This window comes from Nocardioides sp. YR527 (assembly GCF_900101045.1).
Classification (GTDB): Bacteria; Actinomycetota; Actinomycetes; order Propionibacteriales; family Nocardioidaceae; genus Nocardioides.
On record NZ_FNFN01000004.1, the window covers coordinates 253,354 to 275,522 of the forward strand.

Sequence of the window (22,169 nt, forward strand, 5' to 3'; positions counted from 1 at the left end):
TGCCGAGGCGACGGGACGACTCGCACAAACCTAACAACGAAGTCCGCAGAGCGGGGGACCACTGGGATCAACGGCGATGCTCCCTAGTTGCTCTCTCCTGCCCGTGCCCGTCCGCGGCGATCGTGAACGAGACAGGACTCCGGACGAAAGGATCGCGATGAGCCAGTACGCGCTCGCTACCGCAACCCGGCCAGGCCGGCCTCGGGTGATCCCGCGCGCGGCGAGCGCAGCAGCGCCCCGCGACGAGATCCTCAACGTGGCGGCCGAGCTCTTCGTCAACCGTGGGTTCGCGGCGACCTCGACCCGGGATATCGCGGAGAAGGTCGGGATCCGGCAGGCGTCGCTCTATTACCACTTCGCGGGCAAGCCCGGGATCCTCGCCGAGCTCCTGGAGCTCTCGGTGCGGCCCAGTCTCGAGAAGGTCGAGAGGATCGAGTTGGGGTGCCCGGCCGACGTCCCGGAGGCGGCGCTCTACCTGCTCGCGCTGGTCGACGCGGACACCCTTGCGACCGTGCCGCACAACATCGGCAAGCTCTACCGGATGCCCGATGTCAGGAACAGCGAGGTCTTCGAGGAGTTCCAGCCTGCACTGCAGGAGCTGACTGATGCGTACGGTCGGTTGGGTGCTGGCGTCGTCAGCGGCCCTGTCGCTGCCACGGTGAGCATGGACCAGCTGGGTGGCCTACTGATCCAGGTGGTCGAGGTGGTGATCCGGATCCGGTCTCGCGGTGAGGATGTCACACCTGCGCAGACGCGAGCGATCGCGGCGACCTGTCTGCGGATATGTGGTGCACCTCAGGAGAGGGTTGTACGCGCAACGACCACGGCCGACGACCTCTTATGGAACGCATGGGGCGTGGGTGCCGACCTTATGCGGCGAAGCGACGCACGCTGAACCTGGCGCGGAGACCCCTCATGCTCGCCGAGCCGGCCTGGGCGGGCTCGGCGAAGAGATGTGGACCTCAGGCCATCTCGGGGACATGCAGGTGCGCGCACGCGAGGTCGAACTCGTGCACGTCGACGATCTCGCCGCTGGCGTCGCTCGCGGTTCGGCCAGATCCCGACCTGGAAGGTCTCCGCCATGGCGTCGAGGTCACCCTGCAGTTGACTCGGAAGCACTCGCCCCGGACCGGCACCGCCGGTTGTTCCCTGTCTACTCATCTGGGGGCGGGCACGCCATACCCAAGCTCCGTGGTTCTCGGCCCCCGTCGGGCTTGCGATGGGTCGCGTCGATCAGTGTGACCAAGGACTTGCAGGTCGGGCACAACGACCTTACGACCGCTCGGCCGACGGTCGGCAGGCTGGTGGTGAGTCGTCGACCGGGCGCGGTCGTTTCACCGCCAGCCTGCCCGGGCCACCAGCACCATCGCGGAGAGACCCCATGAACCACGCACCACCCGCCGAAAGGGCAAGGAGAACTACGCCAAGCTCCACCTGCCTGCGGCCCTCAACACCGCCCTCGGCGCCTTGTGCGCCACCCACGCCTACGTCAACAGCGCGACCCGCCACGTCGGCTGAACCACATCGAGGAGCGCCCCCTGCGTTCGGAAGGAAGTGATGGAGTTGAAACGGTGGAGCGAGCTGAGCAATCGCCAGCAGGCAGCCGTCCTGGTTCTGGCCTCGATTCAACTGTCGTTGGCTGCGACAGCGTGGACCGACCTGGCAGTTCGGAAACCGGAGCTGGTCAACGGGAACAAGGGCAAGTGGGCTGCGGTCATCGCGGTGAACTTCGTGGGACCGGTGATCTATTTCCTTTGGGGGCGGCGAGCGGCCCCGTAGTCCTGGCCGACCTGCTCCGACGGTGACCCTGCCCTGACGTGCTCAGGGGTTGGGGTCGAGGTGGGGGAAGTTGCGGTTGAGGGCCCAGTCGATCCGTACGCGCTGGCTGCGGTCCATCTGGAGGCTGGGCACCATCTCGGGATAGAGCCACTCGGCGTGGGTGTTCTCGGCCGAGGGGGTGGGCTCGCCGGCGAGGTAGCGGCCGGCGTAGATGATGCTGAACTCCTGGCGTACTTCGCCGTTGGCGGTGTATTCGATGCGATGGCGGGGGTCGGTCCAGATGCCGACCAGGCCGATCACCTCGGTGGTGATGCCGGTTTCCTTGAGCGTCCCGCGGACCGCGCAGGCGGTGAGTGACTCGCCCGGATCCATCGCGCCGCCGGGCATGGTCCAGTTGCCGGTGTCGTCGCGGCGTACCAGCAGGATCCGGCCCGGGTCGTCGAGTACGAAGACGCCGGCGCTCGGCCTGATGGTGTTCACCTCGGGCGCCGAGGGATCGTTGTGCCAGTCGACTCGTCGGCCCGTGCTGCTCACCTCAGGGGAGCGAGGGCGCGGCGGATATACAGACGCGTCTAGTGTCGGCCGAGATCCCACGGTGGCGAGCATAGCCGAAAACAGTCGGGGTCAAGCGCAAAGAAACAGGGCTGTCCCGGCCGCCAGTTCGATCCAGAAGTAGAACCAGATCGGATAGAAACCTACGGGGGTATCGAGCAGTCGCGAGACGAGTCGGCCGCCGGCCATCCCGATCAGAGCGAGGCCGACGGTGATGACGGCGCCGGACCGGATGTCGCCGATGTCGAGCGCGGCGGCGCCGAGCACGCCGGCCATCGCGATGCCGAACCCGCCGTAGACGGCGCGGACCTCCGACCGGGACTCGGGCGCCTGAGCCGAGAGGCGGAACGGGGCGACGAGGGCGCCCGGGGAGATCAGTGCGTACGTCCCCATAGCGAGGAAGAAGACGCCGATGACGGCGATGGTCGGGGTGGCCACGGTGTTCACCGAACGATCATGACGTGCCTGGCGACCGCGCCGTCGAATTAACCTGGTTGCGATGGAAACCTCGAGGGTCGGACGATGCGTACCGTGAAGAAGATCGAACGCTCCGTAGCAGGGGCGACGGCGGTCACCACGAGCGTGACCGGATGAGCGCGCGGCTGCGCGCGCTCGCGCGGGAGAACCAGCACCTCATCGAGGCCGGGTACTACCGGCGTACGGATGGCACGAAGGCGGTCATCGGCGAGGCCGTCCGGGCGGCGCGAGAAGGAACCCGGCTTTATGGGCCGGAGCCGGTCGAGGTGCCTGCGACCGAGCCGGTGAAGACCCGGTTCGCGGTCACCGGCGGGAGCAGCCTGTGGGAGGCGCGGCGGCTGCCGGGATCGGTGGCGGTGCTGAACTTCGCCTCGGCGAGGAACCCCGGCGGCGGGTACGTCAACGGAGCCCAGGCGCAGGAGGAGGCGCTGTGCCGGGCATCGGCGCTCTACACCTGCCTGCTGGAGGCGCCCGCCTACTACGTGCATCATCGCGCGATGCGTGACCCGTTCTACAGCGACCGCGTCATCCACTCGCCGGGCGTGCCGGTCTTTCGCGACGACCGCGGCCAGCTTCTCGACGAGCCGGCCGAGGTCGGCTTCCTGACCTCGCCGGCGCCGAACGCAGGCGTCATCCGCAGGAAGGCTCCCGAGCGCATGGACGAGATCCCGGCCGTGCTCGCAGGCCGGGCGGCCCGGGTCCTGGAGACCGCGGCCGCCAACAGCTATCGCAGCCTCGTCCTCGGCGCCTGGGGATGCGGGGTGTTCCAGAACGACCCCGCCATGGTCGCCGGGTCGTTCCGGGACCTGCTCGGCCCGGGCGGCCGGTTCGAGGGGACCTTCGAGCAGGTGGTGTTCGGGATCCTGGACCGTACGCCGGGAGCAGGCGTCCGGCAGGCGTTCGAGGATGCCTTGACGGACCTGCTGTAGGACTTCGACAGGGCGTCAGGGCACGCGCTTGTAGAGGATGGTCTCCTCTACGTGGAGTCCGCCGGTGATGAGGTAGCTATCGGAGTACGTGATCGGCTCGCGGTCGTCCTCGGTCGCATCGACCGGAAAGTCGAGTTCGCCATTCTCCAGGTCTGCAAACTGCTGACCGATGGGATCGATCGCCGCCGACTGGACCATCACGTAATCGTCCTCCGTGACCATCGGGTGGCCGATCTCGAGCCTGTCGTTCGGTAGGAAGGCGACCTTGCGCGGCTCGGACTCACCGTCCTTGGCGACGTACAGCGTCTGAGGGCCGTCTTTGTCCTGTTCGGTGACGATCCAGGCGACGCCATGGCCCTTGGCCTCCGGCATCTCGTTGACCCAGGCCGCGCCCAGGAGGGGTGGGGTATCGGCATCCAGTTTCGCGACCAGTCGGCCGGTGGCTGCCTCGTAGACGCCGTCGTGAGGGCCGATGTCCGGAGAGGCCGACTGGCGAACGAGCAGCCAGTCCTTGGAAAGGTCCGCGACGTTGGACTTCCAGGTTGTCTTCCACGCGTCGTTGCCGGTGCCCGCCTCGACTGCCGCCAAAGGCTTGTTGCGGCGCGCCTCCTGCTTGGCCGGGATGGTCCCGATCACGTGACTCCGGGTGACGTACCTGCCGAGGAAGCCGTTCTTCTTCCAGCGCACCTTGCCGGTCTCGGCGTCCAGCGCCACTGTCTCGGCACGGTGAAGGATGTTCGGCTTCATCCTGTCGTTCGGATCGTTGAGCCCCGAGAGGTCGCCGTCGGACCAATAGCTGTGCGCCGAGTAGACGACCGTGTCGCCTACGGCGCCCACGATGTCGACGACCGTTCTGGCGCTTCGGCCGTCAGGTCCGGTCCCTTTCGGCTCCCAGACAGGGTGCCGCGCAACCCACTTTGCTTCGCCGGTCTCGCCGTCGAGCGCCACGAAGCCGTAGTAGCTCTCGGTGCCGGCCGAGGAGCTGAGAGGTACGTACGCCATCCCGTCCGAGGCAAGCAGACGACCGCGTCCCATGAAGACGCCTGACTCTACGACCGAGGTGGGGAGGTCCCTCTCGTCGATCTCCCACTTGACTTTCCCGTTCGTCGGGTCGATGCCGGTGACCACGCTGAGGTAGTTGATCTTGGGATGTGGCCGGGCCTGGATCAGCAGTAGCGAGTCGTCGAGGTAGAGCGTGTCGCCGAAGACGTACTGCTGTTTGACCACCTTCATGGCCGCGAGATCCGCGACCTCCTCGTACTCCGGCGACTCGCGTGGCTTGGCCTGCTTCGATGCCGACGCCTCGTCGCCGCTGGAGTCGCCGGAACCGGTCGAACCGCAGGCGCTGACCGCCATCGCCAGTGCGGCAAGACCTCCGCCGATCTTGAAAGCCAACCCACGCATCTGATCCCCCGAGAACGTAACCGTAGGCATCCAGCGTGCCCCTGGCGCAACGTAAAGGGTCGACCCGGGATGGTCAAGCCAGCTGGGCGGTGGCATCCCAGTGAACCTGGGGAGGGTTGTCCGAACCCGGCTCGGACAACCCTCCCCAGGTTCACGGGCTTCTCGGCGACGCGGGCGCGCGTCAGTCCGTTGGTGCGGCCTCGCCCACATCGTCGACGCCGGTCGGCAGCGTCTCGACGTACTCCTCGGTCGGCCCGAAGTCGGGGTCCGGGTGGACCTCGACGTGCGTCGCGGGGGCGGTGAGGTCTAGGACTGCGACGTGGTTGGCGCCGGGGCGCCACAGGGGAGCGGGGGCGTACAGGCGTCGTTGGGGGCCGCGGGCCCACAAGCGGCCGAGCAGGGTGCCGTTGAGCCAGACGAACCGGTCGCCGCCGCCGGGGACCGCGAGCCAGCCGTCGGCGGGGGCGTCGATGTCGAAGGTGGCGCGGGGGAGGCCGTCGAGGGCGTCCCAGCGGTCGAGGGGAGCGGGGTGGTGGTCCCAGCCGTGGACGAGGCGCCGGTCGACCTGGACGCCGCCGAGGATCCCCTTGTGCTCGCCGAGCAGCGGGCCGTAGTTGACCCGGCCGAGCGCCTCCACGACCAGGGTCAGCTCGGCGACCGTGTCGAGGCCGGGAAGCGTCAGCACCGAAGCCTTGGCGTCGTCGCGCTCGAGCATGCCGAGCGCGTCCCCGTCGAGGAAGACGTACGCCCTGTCGTGCAGCCCGCGCACGGTGAGATGGACGTCGTGGCCGGGGAGAGTGACCGAGGACCGGTACGTCACCAGCCCGGCCTCGATGCCGAGCTCCTCGAAGCTCAGCGGCTGAGCGGCGCGGGTCGCCGCCCCGCGGGTCACCAGCGACAGCAGGTCGATGCCGGGCGAGATCGGCGCCGAGGAGAACCCGAGGCGAGCAGGAGCGGGCGGCAGCGCGGGGAGCTCGTCGACCGTGCGCCCCGTGGCGGGCGCCAGGATCTCGCGGTAGAGCCGGAACTTCTCCGAGACCCGGCCGTCCTCGCCGACCGGGGCGTCGGAGTCGTAGCTGGTGACGGTGGGCTGGATGCGGCGGCCGTCGTGGTTGGCGCCCGCCCAGAGTCCGAAGTTGGTGCCGCCGTGGGCCATGTAGACGCTGACCGAGCCACCGAGGTCGACGATCTCGCGCAGCGTCGCGGCGGCGCTCTCGGGGGAGCGTACGTGGTGGTTCTCGCCCCAGTGGTCGAACCAGCCGTTCCAGAACTCGGCGCACAGGAAGGGCTCGCCGGGCCGTCGTGACTGCAGCATCGTCTGGGCTTCCGAAGCGCGGCTCCCGAAGGTCGCCGCGGCGAGCGTGCCCTCGAGCATCCCGGCGTCGAGCATGACCTCGGTCGGGCCGTCGGCGGTGTAGAGCAGCTCGGTGACACCGCGGTCGAGGAGTCCCTGCCGGAGCCAGGCGAGATGGGCGGCGTCGTCGCCGTAGGAGCCGTACTCGTTCTCCACCTGCACGGCCACGACCGGCCCACCGTGACCTGCCTGGAGCGGGACGATCTGGGGGAGCAGCATGTCGAGCCAGCGCGAGACAGCGTCCTGATAGACCGGATCGCTGCTGCGCGGTGCCCGGGTGCGCGCGGTCAACCACGACGGCAGCCCGCCGTTGGTCCACTCGGCGCAGATGTAGGGGCCGGGGCGGACGATCACGTCGAGCCCGAGGTCGCCGGCGATGGCGACGAAGCGGGCCAGGTCGCGCGGTCCGGTGAAGTCCGGGGACCCCTCGTCCGGCTCGTGGAAGTTCCAGGCGACGTAGGTGTCGACGGTGTTGAACCCGGTGGCGACGACCCGGCGCAGCCGGTCCTCCCACAGGTCCGGGTGGATGCGGAAGTAGTGGATGGATCCGGACAGGATCCGGTGGGGGACGCCGTGCTTCAGGAACTCGCCGTCACGCCAGGCCAAGGTGGGAGTCACTCGCCGAAGGGTATGACAACTTTTGCTCACAACGTAGCCAATTCGCGCAAAACTCTGCATGATGGTCGGACCTCGTCAGGCCCACCCCCACCCTCGGGAGTCACGATGCCGAAACGTTTCCCCACAGCCCTCCTCGCGTCCGTGACGGCCTTTGCCGGCATGGTTGCCATCGCGCCCGAAAGCCATGCCGCCCCCGCGGGCGGCTTCACCTTGACCTCGCCCGTGCTGAGCGTGCGGGTGGCCGACGACTTCCCCGCCGTGCTCGGCTACCGGCACACCGCCGGCGGCGAGATCGGCGGCGCCGCGACAACACCGACCGCCGTGCGGATCAACGGCACGGCGCACACGGCGACCGTGACCGGCAGCCAGGTCGACGCCGACACCGCGACCTACCGGCTGACCTTCGCCGACCTGCCCGGCATCGAGCTCGACGCGAAGCTGGAGGTGGCCGGCGACGTCGTCACCTTCGCGGTCACCAAGGTGACCGACACCGCCGAGCACCGGGTCGGCACTCTCGACATCCCCGGTCACGATCTCCTCTCGGTCAGCTCGGACCAGGCCGGGGCGACGGTGAACACCGCCGTCGTCAGCGCGGACCGCACCAAGAGCGGCGACACCCACACCGAGGTCACTCCCGACCTGGCCACGACCGAGACGCCGGTCGGATCCGCGTACGCCATCGTCGACACCGACCAGGTGGCGGCCGCGATCGAGACCAACTCGGTCTACGACCAGAGCGGCGGCGACGCGACCAACGAGCGCGGCCGCATCTGGCGCCGCGTGAGCGCCACCGACAACGGCCGCCGGGTCGGGCTGTGGAGCGGCCAGTGGACCTACCGGGCCACGGGCTCGCCCTACACCGAGGAGCTCCCGTGGGCGAAGGTCACCATCACCCCCGACGCCAACGGTGACCAGACCGTCGACTGGCAGGACGGCGCGATCGCGCTGCGCGACATCCAGCGGCCGATGAACGGCGCGGAGGAGACCCCCGAGCGGGTGGTCACCCACATCCCGTTCAACTTCGCCAGCCAGGCGACGCATCCGTTCCTGCGTACGCTCGACGACGTCAAGCGGGTCTCGCTGGCCACCGACGGGCTGGGGCAGCTGGCGGTGCTGAAGGGGTACGGCTCCGAGGGCCACGACTCCGCGCACCCCGACTACGGCGGCAACTACAACACCCGCGCCGGCGGGCTCGAGGACCTCAACACGCTGGCCCGTGAGGGCGAGAAGTGGGGCGCCGACTTCGGCGTCCACGTCAACGCGACCGAGGCGTACCCCGAGGCCAAGACCTTCGACGAGACGCTCGTCGACGAGGACAGCCCCGGCTGGGACTGGATCGACCAGTCCTACTACATCGACCAGCGCACCGACCTCGCGACCAAGAACATCGTCGACCGCTTCGCCCAGCTGCGCCGCGAGACGCACCCGAACCTCGACTTCCTCTACATCGACGTCTACTACTCCTACGGCTGGCTCCAGGAACGCCTCGCCCACGAGCTGCGCGGCCAGGGCTGGAACATCGGCACCGAGTGGTCCTACCACTTCGAGGAGGACGCGCTCTGGTCCCACTGGGCCAACGACGAGTCCTACGGCGGTGCCACCAACAAGGGCCTCAACAGCCAGCTGATCCGGTTCGTACGCAACGGGCAGAAGGACACCTGGAATCCCGACAAGCTGCTCGGGCACACCGAGATCGTCGAGTTCGAGGGGTGGACCGGCGAGAACGACGTCGACGCCTTCTACGACAACATCTGGCGCACGAACCTGCCGACCAAGTATCTGCAGCAGAACCCGATCCTGCGCTGGAGCGCGGACGAGATCGTCCAGGACGGCGGCGTCCGCGTGGTCAACACGGGCACCACCGAGACGACCCGGAAGATCTACCAGGACGGTGACCTCGTCCTCGACGGGGACGCGTACCTCCTCCCGTGGAAGGACGACACGAAGCTCTACCACCACAACACCGACGGCGGCCGGACCACCTGGGACCTGACCGACGCGTGGAGCACCAGCACGCGGCTCAACGTCTACGAGCTCACCGAGCAGGGCCGGGTCGCGGCGGGCAGCGTCCCGGTTCGTAGCGGCAAGGTCACCCTCGATGCGAAGGCCGGAACGGCGTACGTCCTGACCAAGGCTCCCGGCAGGTCGGCCGCGCCGCAGTGGGGTCAGGGCAGCCACGTCGCCGACCCCGGCTTCAACGCCGGCGACCTCGACGCGTGGCACCCGAGCGGCCCGGCGACGACCGGTCGGACCTCGACCGGTCAGCAGGTCGCCGTCCTCGGTGCCGGCGGGCGGGCCACGATCAGCCAGCGACTGAGCGGCCTGCGGAGCGGGCGCAACGCGCTGGGGATCTGGGTGGAGGTCGAACCCGGCCGCAGTCGCGCCACCACGGTCTCCGTCACCTCCGGCGGCAAGACCTACACCAACCGCGTCGAGCGCTCGACCGCGAAGAACATGGTCGCCGCCGACGAGCTGCACAGCACCTACTTCCAGCGCGTCGAGGTCCCCTTCGACGCCGGCGGCGACGGGACCGCGACCGTGAAGGTCTCCGCCGCGGCAGGCGCGGCGAAGGTCCGTCTCGATGACGTACGCGTCGTCGCGGTCAAGCGCGACCTGCCGGCCGCGCCCGGTGCGAAGGTCATCGCGCAGGAGGACTTCGAGGAGGTCGTCCAGGGCTGGTCGCCCTTCGTCAAGGGCACCTCGGGCGGCGTCACCGACCCGCGCACCCATCTGGCCGAGCGGCACCAGCCGTACACGCAGAGCGGCTGGAACGGCAAGGTCACCGACGACGTGATCAGCGGCGACTGGTCGCTCAAGTCGCATGCCGAGAACGGCGGCCTCGTCTACCGCACCGTCCCGCAGACCGTACGTTTCGAGCCCGGCCACCGCTACCGGGTCTCCTTCGATCACCAGACCGAGCGGGCCGACGACTACGAGTGGGTCACCGGCTACGACTCGGTCGCGAGTGGCGACCCGCGCTCGGTCGAGGTCGGTGCCCGCCCGATCGGCAAGCAGGTCGAGACGGACCGGTTCAGCGAGGAGTTCGTGGCCGGCGGCTGCGGCGACTACTGGGTCGGTCTGCGGACCGCCGACGACAATGGCGCGAACGGCGACATCAGCATTGACGACCTCACCGTCGAGGACCTCGGTGCGGCCGGCGACCTGCCGGCCTGCGCGACCCTCGCCGTCGACGCCGGCGAGGAGAAGCTGCTGCCGGGCGCGGCCGGCGAGGTCACCACCACGCTGACCAGCGACGAGGCGTCGGAGACCGGCGCCGGGACGGTCGGTCTCGAGGTGCCGGAGGGCTGGACGGCCGAGCCCACCACGCCGGAGACCTTCGAATCGCTCGCCCCCGGGAAGAGCCACTCGGTGACCTGGAAGGTCACGCCGCCGGCCGACGCGGCCGAGTCGAGCTATCCGCTCACCGGCTCGGCGACGTACGACTTCGGCGGTGAGACCCGCACGGTGACCCGCTCGGTCACGGTGCAGACCGCGCCGCCCCCGCCGACCGCGGACACCTACGCCAGCGACCTCGGCTGGATCTCGGCCACCAACGGCTGGGGACCGGTGGAGCGCGACACCAGCGTGGGGGAGAGCGGTGCCGGTGACGGTGGGCCGATCACGCTCGCCGGCAAGGTCTACGCCAAGGGGCTGGGCACGCACGCGGTCGCGAAGGTGCGCTACTACCTGGCCGGCAACTGCACCAGCTTCACGGCCGACGTCGGGGTGGACGATGTGCAGACCTCGCGGGGCTCGGTGAGGTTCTCCGTCGTCGCGGACGGGACCACGGTCACCGAGACCGGCACCCTGGGGCCCACCAGCGCCACCGAGACGATCACCGCCGACGTCACCGGTGCCGACTATGTCGACCTGGTGGTCGGCGATGCCGGCGACGGAAACGGCAACGACCATGCCGACTGGGCCGACGCGACCTTCCACTGCGGGTCCTGAGGGGCCGGAACTGCGTAGGCTGTCCGGGACCCAGGAAGGGGGCCCATGAGGCAACAGCGACTCAACCAGCTGCTCGAGCTGATCAGCGAGCACGGGCACGTGTCGATCGCGGAGGTGGAGAGCGCGCTCGGTGTCTCGGCGGCGACCGCCCGCCGCGACATCGGGCACCTCGCCGACCAGCGGCTGGTCACCCGGACACATGGCGGCGCGACCGCGCTCGGCTCGGCGTACGAGCTGCCGTTGCAGTACAAGATCGGTCGCCAGGCCGACGCGAAGCGGGCGATCGCGACCGCGGTGGCCGACCTGCTCGTGCCGGGCGAGACGGTCGCGCTCAACGGCGGGACGACCACCAGCGAGGTGGCCCGCGCGATCGGGCGCCACCCCGACCTGGCCGAGGACGACAGCATCACCGTGGTCACCAACGCGCTCAACATCGCCTACGAGCTCTCGATCCGGCCCAACGTCAACATCGTGGTGACCGGCGGGGCCGCTCGCACGCAGTCCTACGAGCTGGTGGGTCCGCTGAGCGAGGGGGTGCTGTCGAAGATCCACATCGACACCGCGATCCTCGGCGTCGACGGCATCAGCACCCGGGCCGGACTCACCACGATCCACCCGGCCGAGGCCAAGATCAGCGCCGACTTCATCGCGGCCGCCCAGCGCACCATCGTCGTGGCCGACAGCACCAAGCTCGAGCATCCGACCTTCGCGCGCATCCGCGACCTCTCCGCCGTCTCCATGCTCGTCACCGACCGAGCCGTGCCCGAGCCGCTCGCGAAGGCGCTGGCCGACGGTGGGGCGGAGATCGTGATCGCAAGTGAGCGATAATGATCATTTGACACGCTTTATTGACAAAAACGCGCAGCACGTTGGATGATTCGGCTCCAGCCGGCAACACATCGGAGAGTGACCCGACGCATGACCGCATCCGCACCGACGACGCATCTCGCCACCGAGGTGGCGAGCCAGCCTGCCAACTGGCTGGCCGCCCGGGAGACCGCCGAGCGCTTCACCGCCTCCCTGCCGCAGGCGGGGGAGAAGGTCGCGGTCGTCGGCTGTGGCACCTCGCTCTACATGGCGCAGGCCTACGCCGCGCTGCGCGAGGAGCAGGGCCACGGCATCACCGACGCCTGGACGCCCACCGAGGCCCGGATCGGCCGCGGCTACGACCGGCTGCTCGCGATCACCCGCTCCGGGACCACGACCGAGGTCGTCGACCTGCTCACCCAGGTGGCGGGCCGGATCCCGGCGACGGTGATCTCCTCCTCGCCCGGCACTCCGGCGCTCGAGGTCGCCGAGCCGATCCTCATGCCCGAGGTGGACGAGAAGTCGGTGGTCCAGACCCGCTTCGCGACCACGACGCTCGCGCTGTTGCGCTGGCACCTCGGTGAGGACCTGAGCCGGGCCGCCGAGCATGCCCAGCGGATCATCGAGGCCGGCGAGAGCGCGTTCGGTCCGGCGCTGAGCGCCGACCAGTTCACCTTCGTCGGCAGAGGCTGGACCAACGGGGTGGCACAGGAGGCGGCGCTCAAGCTCCGGGAGTCCGCACAGCTGTGGACCGAGTCCTACCCGATGATGGAATACCGCCACGGTCCGCTCTCGATCAGCGCCCCCGGCCGGGTCGTGTGGGCCTTCGGCGACCTGGTGCCCGGCTTCGCCGAGGACGTCGCGGTCACCGGCGCCGATCTGATGCACGCCGACATCGACCCGCTCGCCGACCTGGTGCGCGTCCACCTGCTCTGCCTGGCGCGGGCCCGTCGCGCCGGCCTCGACCCCGACGCGCCGCGCAACCTCACCCGCTCGATCATCCTCAGCCCGGCTGACGCCCCGCCCGCGTGATGCTCGCCCTCGCTTTCGATGTCGGCGGCACCTCGGTGCGCGGAGCCGTGGTGGGCGCCGCCGACGTGGTGCTGGCCGAGTCGCGGGTCGCCACCCGACCCGGTCCAGCAGTCCTCGACGACATCGGGCGGATGGGCGAGGAACTGCTCGCCGGCTTGAGCCCCACGGCCCGGGCCGGGGTCGCTGGGGTCGGAATCGCCTTCCCCGGTCTCGTCGACACCGACGCCGGTATCTCCCGCAGGGCCGTCAACCTCGGTCTCGTCGACACCCTCGTGGCGGCCCCGCTCGCCGAGCGCCTGGGCCTCCCGGTCACGGTCGCGCACGACACGGCCGCCGCCGCGGCCGCGATCTGGGCGGACGCCGGGTCACCGGCCTCCGCGCTCGTCGCCGTGCTCGGGACGGGCGTCGCCGCGGTGACGTACGTCGAGGGGAGGGCGGTCGTCGGTGTCTCGGGGCAGGCCGGAGAGCTCGGCCACCTGGTGGTCGACCCGGCCGGGCCGCCGTGCGTCTGCGGGCTGCGCGGCTGCGTGGAGACGCGCGCGGGCGCCCGCGCCATGCTGGAGACGTACGCATCGCGGGGCGGTGACACCGGGGTCACCGGCGTCGCCGACCTGGTCGCGCGGACTCGGCACGACCCGCTCGCCGCCCAGGTCTGGTCCGAGGCGATCACCGCCCTCGCCGACGGCTTCCTCGCCGTAGGAGCGCTGCTCGCGCCCGGCGAGATCATCCTGGGTGGCGGCGTCGCCGAGGCCGGGGGAGACCTGCTCGACCCGCTGCGGGACCGGATGCGCGAGCGCGCCGGCGTGACCGCGGTCCCGCCGGTGCGCCTCTCCTCGCTCGGCGGCCGGGCCGGCCTGATCGGCGCCGCCAGACTGGCACTCGCCGCGACGGGGCCGGAGTCCCGGGGGAAGCGCGCATGATCATCACGGTCACCCTCAACCCGGCGATCGACGTGACCTACCGGCTCCCACGGCTGACCGTTGGCGAGGTCCACCGGGTCGCCGAGGTCAGCACCCGGCTCGGGGGCAAGGGCGTGAACGTCGCCCGGGTGCTCCACCAGCTGGGCGAGCCGACCCACGCCGTCGGCCTCGCCGACGAGGCCTTCGCCGACGCCCTCGCGAAGGAGCTGCCCTCGACCTTCCTGCCCGAGCTGGAGGACGTACGCCGCACCCTGGTCGTCGTCGCAGAGTCGACGACCTCGCTGTGGGAGCCGGGCCAACAGGCGGCCGCCGGTGCCGACGGCAGGCTGCTCGACCTCCTGGCCGACCGGATCCCGGCCGCGACGGCCGTCGTCGTCTCCGGCAGCCTGGCACCCGGTGTGCCCGCCGACCTCCCGGCACGGATCGCGAGGATCGCGGCCGCCGCCGGCGTACCGGTTCTCCTGGATCTCGACGACGCGGCGCTGGCCGCCGCGGTCGGCACCGGCGCCGTCCTGACCCCCAACGAGGACGAGGCCGCGCGCCTGCTCGGGCATGCCCTCGAGGACCCCGCCGCCGCGGTCACCGAGCTCGCCGCCCGCCACGGTGGCCCGGTCGTGCTGACCCGCGGCCACCACGGGCTGGTCGCCTACGCCGACGGCGGCTGCTGGCAGGTGCGCCCGCCCGCCGGGGTGAGCGGGAACCCGACCGGCGCAGGCGACGCGACCGCCGCCGGGATCGCCCGCGGTCTGGCCCGGGGCCGGCCGTGGCCCGAGATCCTGCGCGACGCCGCTGCCCTGGGTGCCGGCGCGGTGGTCGCGCCGGTGGCCGGAGAGATCGACCCCGATGCGTACCCGTCGTTCCTGGCGGAGGTCAGGGTCAGACGAATCGACCGCAAGGAGCCCTGACATGCCCCTGGTACCGATGTCCCTCCTGCTCGACGACGCCCGCGGGACCGGACGTGGGCTGGGCGCGATGAACGTCATCCAGCTCGAGCTGGCCGAGGCGATCGTGGCCGGCGCCGAGCAGGCCGGCCGTCCCGTCGTCCTGCAGATCTCCGAGAACACCGCCGACTACCGCGGCGCCCTCGCGCCGCTGCTGCGCGCCACCATCGCGATCGCGGAGCGCGCCACGGTCCCGGTGTGCGTGCACCTGGACCACGCGACCCGGGTCGAGCTCGTCGAAGAGGCCGTCGAGCTGGGCTGTCCCTCGGTGATGTTCGACGCCTCCAAGCTCGACTACGACTCGAACGTGGCCGCTACCGCCAAGGTCGCCGCCTGGTGCCACGAGCGCGGCGCCTCCATCGAGTCCGAGCTCGGCGAGGTCGGCGGCAAGGACGGTGTGCACGCGCCAGGGGTCCGCACCCAGCCGGCCGAGGCCGCGGCGTACGTCGAGGCCACCGGGGTCGACGCGCTCGCGGTCGCGGTCGGCTCCTCGCACGCGATGACGACGCGTACGGCCTCGCTCGACAACGACCTCATCGCCCGGCTCGCCGCTGCCGTCGAGGTGCCCCTCGTGCTGCACGGCTCCTCCGGGGTCCCCGACGAAGGCATCGTCGCGGCGATCGCCGCGGGGATGACCAAGGTCAACATCGCGACCCATCTCAACGCGACCTTCACCCGTGCCGTCCGCGCGGCGCTGAGCGACGGGGCGTTGGTCGACCCGCGCAAGTACCTCGGCGTCGGCCGCGACGCGGTCGCCGGCGAGGCTGCGCGACTGCTCGCGCTCATCGGTGGACCAAGGGTGGACCGGGCTGTGTGACCTACGTTACAGTCGCCCTCGACTTCGATTGATTCTGACTAATTAGGGCGTGATGTGATCATGTTCAATCAATCATTGAGACGGGCGCTGGTCGCGGGAGTCGCGCTGACTGCGGGCCTGGTCGCACTCAGCCCGGTCAGCTCCGTGGCCGCCGAGGCGACGAGCGAGCTCGGCGGCGTCACCGGCTTCGAGCGCGACGGCGACAGCTACACCTTCGAGTCCGGCGAGGCCGCGCTGCGCGTGACCTTCGAGGACGCCGACATGGTGCGCGTACGCCTGGCCCCGAACGGCGAGTTCGACGACCCGGCCAACGACGACCCCACCGAGCCCGGGGCTCCGGACGCCGACATCGTCGTCAAGCGCGACTATCCCGGTGGGCGGTCGGAGGTGAAGGAGAGCGGCGCGGCGTACGTCATCAGCACCGCCAAGGCCGTGCTGACCGTGACCAAGCAGCCGATCACCCTGCGCCTGACCGATCCGGCCGGGAAGGTGCTGATGGCGGAGGCCTCACCGCTGACCTGGGACGACCAGGGCACCGCCCAGCACCTGGAACGCGGCGCCGAGGAGCAGTTCTTCGGCGGCGGCATGCAGAACGGGCGGTTCAGCCACCGTGGCGAGACGATCAAGATCTCGCGCGACTTCAACTGGAACGACGGCGGCAACCCGAACGCGGTGCCGTTCTACCTCTCTTCCCGTGGCTACGGGGTCCTGCGCAACACCTTCGCGGCCGGCAGCTACGACTTCGGGGCGCCGACCACCACCACCCACGACGAGCAGCGCTTCGACGCCTACTACTTCGTCGGTGACGCCGAGCGGGTCATCGACTCCTACACCGAGCTGACCGGCCGCCCGGTCGCGGTCCCGATGTACGCCCTGGAGGTCGGCGACGCCGACTGCTACCTCCACAACGCCAACCGCGGCGAGCGCGAGACCCTGCGCGACTCGACCGCGATCGCCGAGGGCTACGCCGAGCACGACCTGCCGCTGGGCTGGATGCTCGTCAACGACGGCTACGGCTGCGGCTACGAGGACCTGGCCGAGACCGGCGACATGCTGAACGACCACGGCGCCGAGCTGGGGCTGTGGACCGAGGACGACCTGACCGAGCAGGAGACCGAGGTCAAGGCCGGCGTCCGGGTTCGCAAGACCGACGTCGCCTGGGTCGGCCCGGGCTACCGCTTCGCGCTGGACGCCTGCGAGCAGGCCCGCGACGGCATCGAGACCAACAGCGCCGACCGCTCGACCGTCCTCACCGTCGAGGGCTGGGCCGGCACCCAGCGCTGCGCCGCGGTGTGGAGCGGCGACCAGTCCGGAAGCTGGGACTACATCCGCTGGCAGATCCCGACGTACGCCGGCTCCACCATGTCCGGCCAGCACCTGGCCACCGGCGACGTCGACGGCATCTTCGGCGGCAGCGCGGAGACGTACGTCCGCGACATGCAGTGGAAGATGTTCCTGCCGATGACCTACCTGATGAGCGGCTGGGCGGCCTCCGACAAGCAGCCGTGGCGCTACGGCGAGCCGTACACGTCGATCAACCGGAAGTACCTGAGCCTCCACGAGCGGCTGCTGCCCTACTTCTACACGCACACGATGCGGGCCAACCGCAACGGTGTCGGTGCCGTCAAGCCGCTCTACCTCAACTACCCCGAGGACCCGAAGACCTGGGGCGACGAGGTCAAGTACGAGTTTCTCGCCGGTGACGACTTCCTGGTCGCCCCGGTCTACGAGGACGCCACGACCCGCGACGGGATCTACCTCCCCGAGGGCACCTGGGTCGACTACTGGAGCGGCCGGGTCCACCAGGGACCGACCACGATCGACGGCTACAAGGCCCCTCTCGACACGCTGCCGCTGTTCGTACGCGCCGGCGCGGTCGTGCCGCAGTTCCCCGAGGGCACGCTCGACTGGCAGCAGGGCAAGAAGTCGGGCCGGCTCGATCTGGACATCTACCCGCAGGGATCCTCCTCGTTCGTGAACTACGAGGACGACGGGCGCAGCCAGGCGCACGCCTCGGGCGAGTCCGCCACCCAGGAGTTCGAGGTCGACGCCCCCGAGCAGGGCCGCGGCCGCGTCGTGGTGCGGCTGGGCGAGGTCGACGGCTCCTACGCCGGCAAGCCCGCCTCGCGTGCGTACGGACTCAGCGTGCACGCCGATGCCGAGCCGGGCAGCGTGGAGCTGGGCGGAGACGAGCTGCCGCAGCGGGCCTCGAAGGAGGAGCTCGAGGGCGCGGCGACCGGATGGTTCCACGACTCCACGACCGGCATCACGTCGGTGAAGACCGGGAAGCTGCCCACGTCCTCAGCGGCCGTGGTCGCGCTGAACGGGTCCTCGGCGGTCGGCGGTGCCCACCCGGGCGACCGCGACGTGAGCCTCGACGCAGCGACCTCCGCGATCGCGGTCGCCGGTGAGGCCGGAGAGGTCAGCGCCACCTTCACCAACGACACCGGCTCCCGCGTGAAGCTCCAGTCGATCACGGCCACGGCCCCCGAGGGCTGGGACGTACGCCCGGGTGCCGCGGTGTCGGGGTCGCTCGCGCCCGGTGCCTCCCGCACCGCGACGTTCAGCGTCACGCCCCCGGCGGACGCCTCACCCGGCCGGGTGAAGATCGACACGACCGCGACCTACGTGGCCCACGACCGGACGTATGCCGTGACCGACTCGGCCACGACCACGCTCGCCCACCCGGACCTGGCCTCGGCGTTCAACAACGTGGGTGTCACCAGGGCCGAGGATCCCGGACCCGGCGACATCGACGGCGGCGGCAGCAGCTTCCTCGCCGACAAGCTCGCCGAGAAGGGGGTCACTCCCGGCGCGACGGTGAGCGCCAACGGCTTCGACTTCACCTGGCCGGACTCGGAGCCCGGCACCCAGGACAACGTCGCCTCCGGTGGCGAGACCATCCGGATCAACGGCCGGGGCAACGCGCTGGCCTTCCTGGGGACCGGCACCAGCCTCTCGGCCTCCGCGAAGGCGACCGTCCACTACACCGACGGCACCTCCGGCACCGGGACGCTCGGCTTCCCCAACTGGTGCTGTGCGGCGACCGACAGCTACGGCGCCGAGGTGGCCGTCACCACGCTCGGGAAGAACACCCCGAACGGACCGGCGTACCCGACGGTCTCCTACCGCCTGTTCACCAAGACCCTGCGCACCGACCCGGCCAAGGAGATCGCCGCGGTCACCCTGCCCGCCAACGCCGCCGTGCACGTGTTCGCGATGACCGTCGGCGACGAGGAGGTCGTTCCGCCGGCCCTGGCCGACGGCCAGTACTCGCTCGGCAACGTCGCCTCCGGGCTCGCGCTCGATGCCGCCGGTGCGACCACCGAAGGCCAGCTGACCACGTCGGCCGTCGGGGCGGCGGCCTCGCAGAAGTGGGTGGTCACCCGGAACGAGGACGACGGCAGCTATCAGCTGAAGAACGCCGGCACGGGTCTGTGTGCCGACGTCGCCTACAGCTCGACGACGAGCGGCGACCCGGTCGTGGAGTACACCTGCACCGGCACGCCCAACCAACGCTGGGTGATCGCGGCCGACGGCGCGGCACTGAAGATCGCGGCAAAGCACAGCGGCCTCAGCCTGACCGCCGGCGCCGAGGGGCTGGTGATCCAGCAGACCGACAGCGCGACCGGGTCCCAGCGCTGGCGCGCCACGCCGAACTAGGGCGGTGGCGGGCACCCCGGTCGCACTGCTTACATGACCCTCAGGCACCGCGTCGTGCGGTGAGCGGGGAGGGTGGTGAGAGGTGCGGCCGGGGAGTCGTCGTGAGGTGGCGCTCTGCGCTGTCCTCGTGCTGATCGCCCTCGGGTGGATCCTCACCGGGCTCCGCGCCGACTCCGGCGAGCTGCACGAGGCTCCGGTGGTGCTGGTCGGTCCCGACGTCGTCACGGCGCCGCTCGTGAAGCAGGCCAGCGCGGTGCCGGGGCGGCCGTTCTCGGCCGGCGCGGTCGAGGACCCGGCCGAGGCGGCGGAGCTGCTGGCGAGCGGAGACGTCGTCGCGGTGCTCGAGCTCGATCTCTCCGGCACGCAGGACCAGCTGCGGCTGGCCACCGCTCATCGGCCGGCGCTCGCTCGTGCGATCCGGGCGGAGGTCGCGCGGATCGAGAAGACGCGGGGGAGGAGCGTCGCGCTCGTCTCCTCCTCCGCTGACCGACACGAGGCGCGGTCCTTCTCGCCGATCACCTTCGCGACGGCCCTGGCCGGCTTCCTGCTGGTGTGTGTGGTCTCGCTCGTGTGGGGACCGCTGGCACGTACGCTTCCTCGGCTACTGGCGCGACTGACCGCCCTCGCCGCGCTGGCGGTGGGTGCGGGCGTCCTCGGCTGGCTGCTCGCCGGGTCGGTGCCGGTCGGGTTGGTCCTCGCTGCCACGGTGGTCGCCGCGGGTGCCCTCACCTTCGCCTGCGAGATCGTCGGCGGACTGCCGGGCCTGCTGTTCGCAGCGGCGCTGATCCTCGCCGGGCCGCTGCCCCTCGTCCTCGCCGGTGATCGGCTGCTCCTCTCCGAGCCGTGGTCGACCGGCGCCGGATGGACGATCGCGGGGGCCGCGGAGGCTCTGCTCTGGGCCGCGTCCGGAGCCGGTCGCGACGGCATCGTCCAGCCGATCGTGACCATCGCCGGCTCGGCGCTGCTCGGTCTGGTCGTGCTGGTGGCGACCCGATGGCTGGTGCGAGGTCTCGCCGCACCCGAGGACGCTCAGGTCTCAGTGGGAGGGTGGCGCAGGGCCCTCGGCCTGGTGCTGGTCTCGGCCACCTGCCTCACGGTGCTTGCGACCGCGCTGACCTCCGCGCTGCACGGCGAGGCCGTGCCACGACCGCTGGCCAGTCTCGCCTCGACGACCCAGTGCGTACCTTCGGGTCCGGTCGAGGACGTCGACGACCTCAACCGGATCACCAGGCTGCGCGCCGAGCCGGCCCTCCAGGGCGGTGACGTGGGGGTCAGCGCCACGCTGGGGGACGGGCGGAGCATCTGGATGTTCGGCGACACCTTGCGCGACAAGAAGCTTCCCGGCGCCGGTTTCGTACGCAACTCGATGCTGCTCGTCGAGCCCGACTGCCTGCAGGTCGTGCTCCCGGAGTCCGGCGGTGCCGTCATCCCCGACCGGGAGGACGGCGTGGGCTACTGGCCGATGTCGGTGACCTCGCTCGACAAGCCGGGTTACGCGCTCGTCGTCGTGGCCGCGCAGCGGGTGCGTACCACCGACTCCGACGACGTGTTCGGCTTCGAGGCGCTCGGGCCGGCCATCGCCCAGTTCGTGGTCCCGGACGGGGGAGTCCCGCAGCTGATCGCCGTCACCGACATCGGGGCCGACGACGCCGACACGAGGCGGCCGATGTGGGGCGCCGCGGCAGCGGTCTCGGGGGAGTGGCTCTACCTCTACGGCACCGCGCGCGAGCCCGACCCGGAGCTCGGCACCGGCTTCGCGCTCCACGTCGCCCGGGTGGCCCCGGACCACGTCGCGGACCCCGACCGCTGGACCTACTGGGACGGCACCGCCTGGACCAAGCGGGCAGCGGCCTCGGCCGAGCTGATCCCCGCGACCGACGGCGTCTCCCAGACACTGAGCGTCTTCGAGCGCGACGGACGCTGGTACGCCTTCAGCAAGAGCAACGAGTTCCTCGGTGACGACCTGGTCTTCTGGACCTCCTCGTCACCGACGGGACCGTTCCGGGCACAGCCTCCGGTCGGCACCCTTCCCTCCGGGGTGGCACGTGGAGAGCTGCGCTACATGCCACTGGCCCATCCCGACATCCTCGAGCAACCCGGCTCGGTGATCGTCTCCTACAGCCGCAACAGCACCGACCTCGGTGCGGTCCTGCGCGACCCGCTGCTCTACCGGCCGAAGTTCATCCGGGTCGACCTCCCCGGCCGCTAGCGCCGCCCACGCCTGCGTTCGAGGCGTGGGTCGCCCGCCCGGATCAGGATGTCCTGGATGGTGAAGTTGGCTGCGATCGCCTCGCGCAGCCTCTCCAGGTTCTCCCGGATCGCCCGCATCTCCTCCCGCGGCTGCCGGTGCTCGAGATAGGCGCGGATGCGGCGTGCCTCGTCTTCTCGGGTGGGGTTGTCCCCGCCGAGCTCTTCGCGCAAGCTGTGGAGCACCATCCAGCGTGCGTCCCACGCAGGCCGGATATCCGGCCACCGGACTCCCTCCTCGCCCACCTCGACGCTCGTCGTTCCGAGTGGAAGATGGTCGAGCGTGAGCGCATAGGAGAGCGCGTCCAACGCCGAGCTCTTGATGCCGAGGAGGAAGTCGAGGGCGACGACTGACTGGCCGTCGAGCACCTGGAGCTCCCAGCTCAGCGCCTGGAGACGCTCGGTGATCGCCTTGATGTCGGAGATCTGCTCCGGCACCAGCTGGAGCAGATCTCCGCGCGCGGTGGCCGCCTCGTGGTCCGAGGCCCGGTCGTAGCGCTCCATCTGGGTGACGATCTGCTCGGCCCGCACCAGCACGTCGTTGATCTGTACGTAGATGAGGAACAGGTCAGCCCCCAGGTAGGCCGCCTTGTCGCGTTCGTTCCTGCTCACGATCCCCGGAACGGCCTTGAGGACCACGTCGACGATGAGCTTGACGAACTCGATCATGCGGCGATC

Annotated in this window: 16 protein-coding genes; 11 read left to right on the forward strand and 5 right to left on the reverse strand. The window is 70.6% G+C overall.

Annotation, left to right across the window (positions count from 1 at the left end; translation table 11 throughout):
• The first annotated feature begins 157 nt into the window (after positions 1-157).
• Both BLT25_RS13850 and BLT25_RS13855 read left to right on the forward strand, forming a co-directional pair.
• A complete protein-coding gene (locus tag BLT25_RS13850; protein ID WP_091046828.1) occupies positions 158-895 on the forward strand; it encodes a TetR/AcrR family transcriptional regulator in 738 nt (245 codons plus the stop codon).
• 662 nt (positions 896-1,557) lie between these two features.
• On the forward strand, positions 1,558-1,779 hold the full coding sequence (locus tag BLT25_RS13855; RefSeq protein ID WP_091046830.1) for a PLDc N-terminal domain-containing protein: 222 nt from the start codon (positions 1,558-1,560) through the stop codon (positions 1,777-1,779).
• Between the two features lie 42 nt (positions 1,780-1,821).
• On the opposite strand, the gene BLT25_RS13860 is transcribed toward BLT25_RS13855, so the two are convergent.
• On the reverse strand, positions 1,822-2,259 hold the full coding sequence (locus BLT25_RS13860; protein WP_256328591.1) for an NUDIX hydrolase: 438 nt from the start codon (positions 2,257-2,259) through the stop codon (positions 1,822-1,824).
• A gap of 144 nt (positions 2,260-2,403) precedes the next feature.
• Entirely contained in the window at positions 2,404-2,778 is a 375-nt protein-coding gene (locus BLT25_RS13865) for a DUF4345 domain-containing protein (RefSeq protein WP_256328592.1), read from the reverse strand.
• A 143-nt stretch (positions 2,779-2,921) separates the two neighbouring features.
• Here BLT25_RS13865 and BLT25_RS13870 point away from each other — a divergent pair, with 143 nt between their 5' ends.
• Positions 2,922-3,737: a TIGR02452 family protein gene (locus BLT25_RS13870; RefSeq protein ID WP_091046834.1), complete on the forward strand. Its 816-nt coding sequence runs from the start codon at positions 2,922-2,924 to the stop codon at positions 3,735-3,737.
• Positions 3,738-3,752: 15 nt separating this feature from the next.
• On the opposite strand, the gene BLT25_RS13875 is transcribed toward BLT25_RS13870, so the two are convergent.
• Both BLT25_RS13875 and BLT25_RS13880 read right to left on the reverse strand, forming a co-directional pair.
• Positions 3,753-5,093, reverse strand: a complete 1,341-nt coding sequence (locus BLT25_RS13875; protein ID WP_176883874.1) for a PQQ-binding-like beta-propeller repeat protein — start codon at positions 5,091-5,093, stop codon at positions 3,753-3,755.
• A gap of 229 nt (positions 5,094-5,322) precedes the next feature.
• On the reverse strand, positions 5,323-7,113 hold the full coding sequence (locus BLT25_RS13880; RefSeq protein WP_091046839.1) for a glycoside hydrolase family 35 protein: 1,791 nt from the start codon (positions 7,111-7,113) through the stop codon (positions 5,323-5,325).
• Positions 7,114-7,254: 141 nt separating this feature from the next.
• Between BLT25_RS13880 and BLT25_RS13885 the strand changes: the two genes are divergently transcribed.
• The 8 genes from BLT25_RS13885 (at position 7,255) to BLT25_RS13920 (ending at position 21,453) form a co-directional block, all read left to right on the forward strand.
• Entirely contained in the window at positions 7,255-11,064 is a 3,810-nt protein-coding gene (locus BLT25_RS13885) for an endo-alpha-N-acetylgalactosaminidase family protein (RefSeq protein ID WP_256328593.1), read from the forward strand.
• Between the two features lie 45 nt (positions 11,065-11,109).
• Complete coding sequence (locus tag BLT25_RS13890; protein WP_091046844.1) at positions 11,110-11,892, forward strand: DeoR/GlpR family DNA-binding transcription regulator; 783 nt, start codon at positions 11,110-11,112, stop codon at positions 11,890-11,892.
• A 90-nt stretch (positions 11,893-11,982) separates the two neighbouring features.
• Positions 11,983-12,903 carry an SIS domain-containing protein gene (locus BLT25_RS13895; RefSeq protein WP_091046846.1) on the forward strand — a complete coding sequence of 307 codons (921 nt, stop codon included), beginning with the start codon at positions 11,983-11,985 and terminating at the stop codon, positions 12,901-12,903.
• Entirely contained in the window at positions 12,903-13,823 is a 921-nt protein-coding gene (locus tag BLT25_RS13900; RefSeq protein ID WP_091046848.1) for an ROK family protein, read from the forward strand. Before BLT25_RS13895 ends, BLT25_RS13900 begins: the two co-directional genes overlap by 1 nt.
• The gene (locus tag BLT25_RS13905) at positions 13,820-14,728 is read left to right on the forward strand and encodes a 1-phosphofructokinase family hexose kinase (RefSeq protein ID WP_091046850.1); all 909 of its coding nucleotides are present in this window, start codon (positions 13,820-13,822) and stop codon (positions 14,726-14,728) included. The genes BLT25_RS13900 and BLT25_RS13905 overlap by 4 nt, the downstream gene beginning before the upstream one ends.
• Position 14,729: 1 nt before the next feature.
• Positions 14,730-15,581: a class II fructose-bisphosphate aldolase gene (locus BLT25_RS13910; protein WP_091046852.1), complete on the forward strand. Its 852-nt coding sequence runs from the start codon at positions 14,730-14,732 to the stop codon at positions 15,579-15,581.
• A 75-nt stretch (positions 15,582-15,656) separates the two neighbouring features.
• The gene (locus BLT25_RS13915) at positions 15,657-19,244 is read left to right on the forward strand and encodes a TIM-barrel domain-containing protein (RefSeq protein ID WP_256328594.1); all 3,588 of its coding nucleotides are present in this window, start codon (positions 15,657-15,659) and stop codon (positions 19,242-19,244) included.
• Between the two features lie 127 nt (positions 19,245-19,371).
• A complete protein-coding gene (locus tag BLT25_RS13920) occupies positions 19,372-21,453 on the forward strand; it encodes a DUF4185 domain-containing protein (protein WP_176883878.1) in 2,082 nt (693 codons plus the stop codon).
• Here BLT25_RS13920 and BLT25_RS13925 read toward each other — a convergent pair.
• Complete coding sequence (locus BLT25_RS13925) at positions 21,450-22,160, reverse strand: hypothetical protein (RefSeq protein ID WP_091046857.1); 711 nt, start codon at positions 22,158-22,160, stop codon at positions 21,450-21,452. The two genes, BLT25_RS13920 and BLT25_RS13925, sit on opposite strands and share 4 nt — an antisense overlap.
• Between the last annotated feature and the right edge of the window lie 9 nt (positions 22,161-22,169).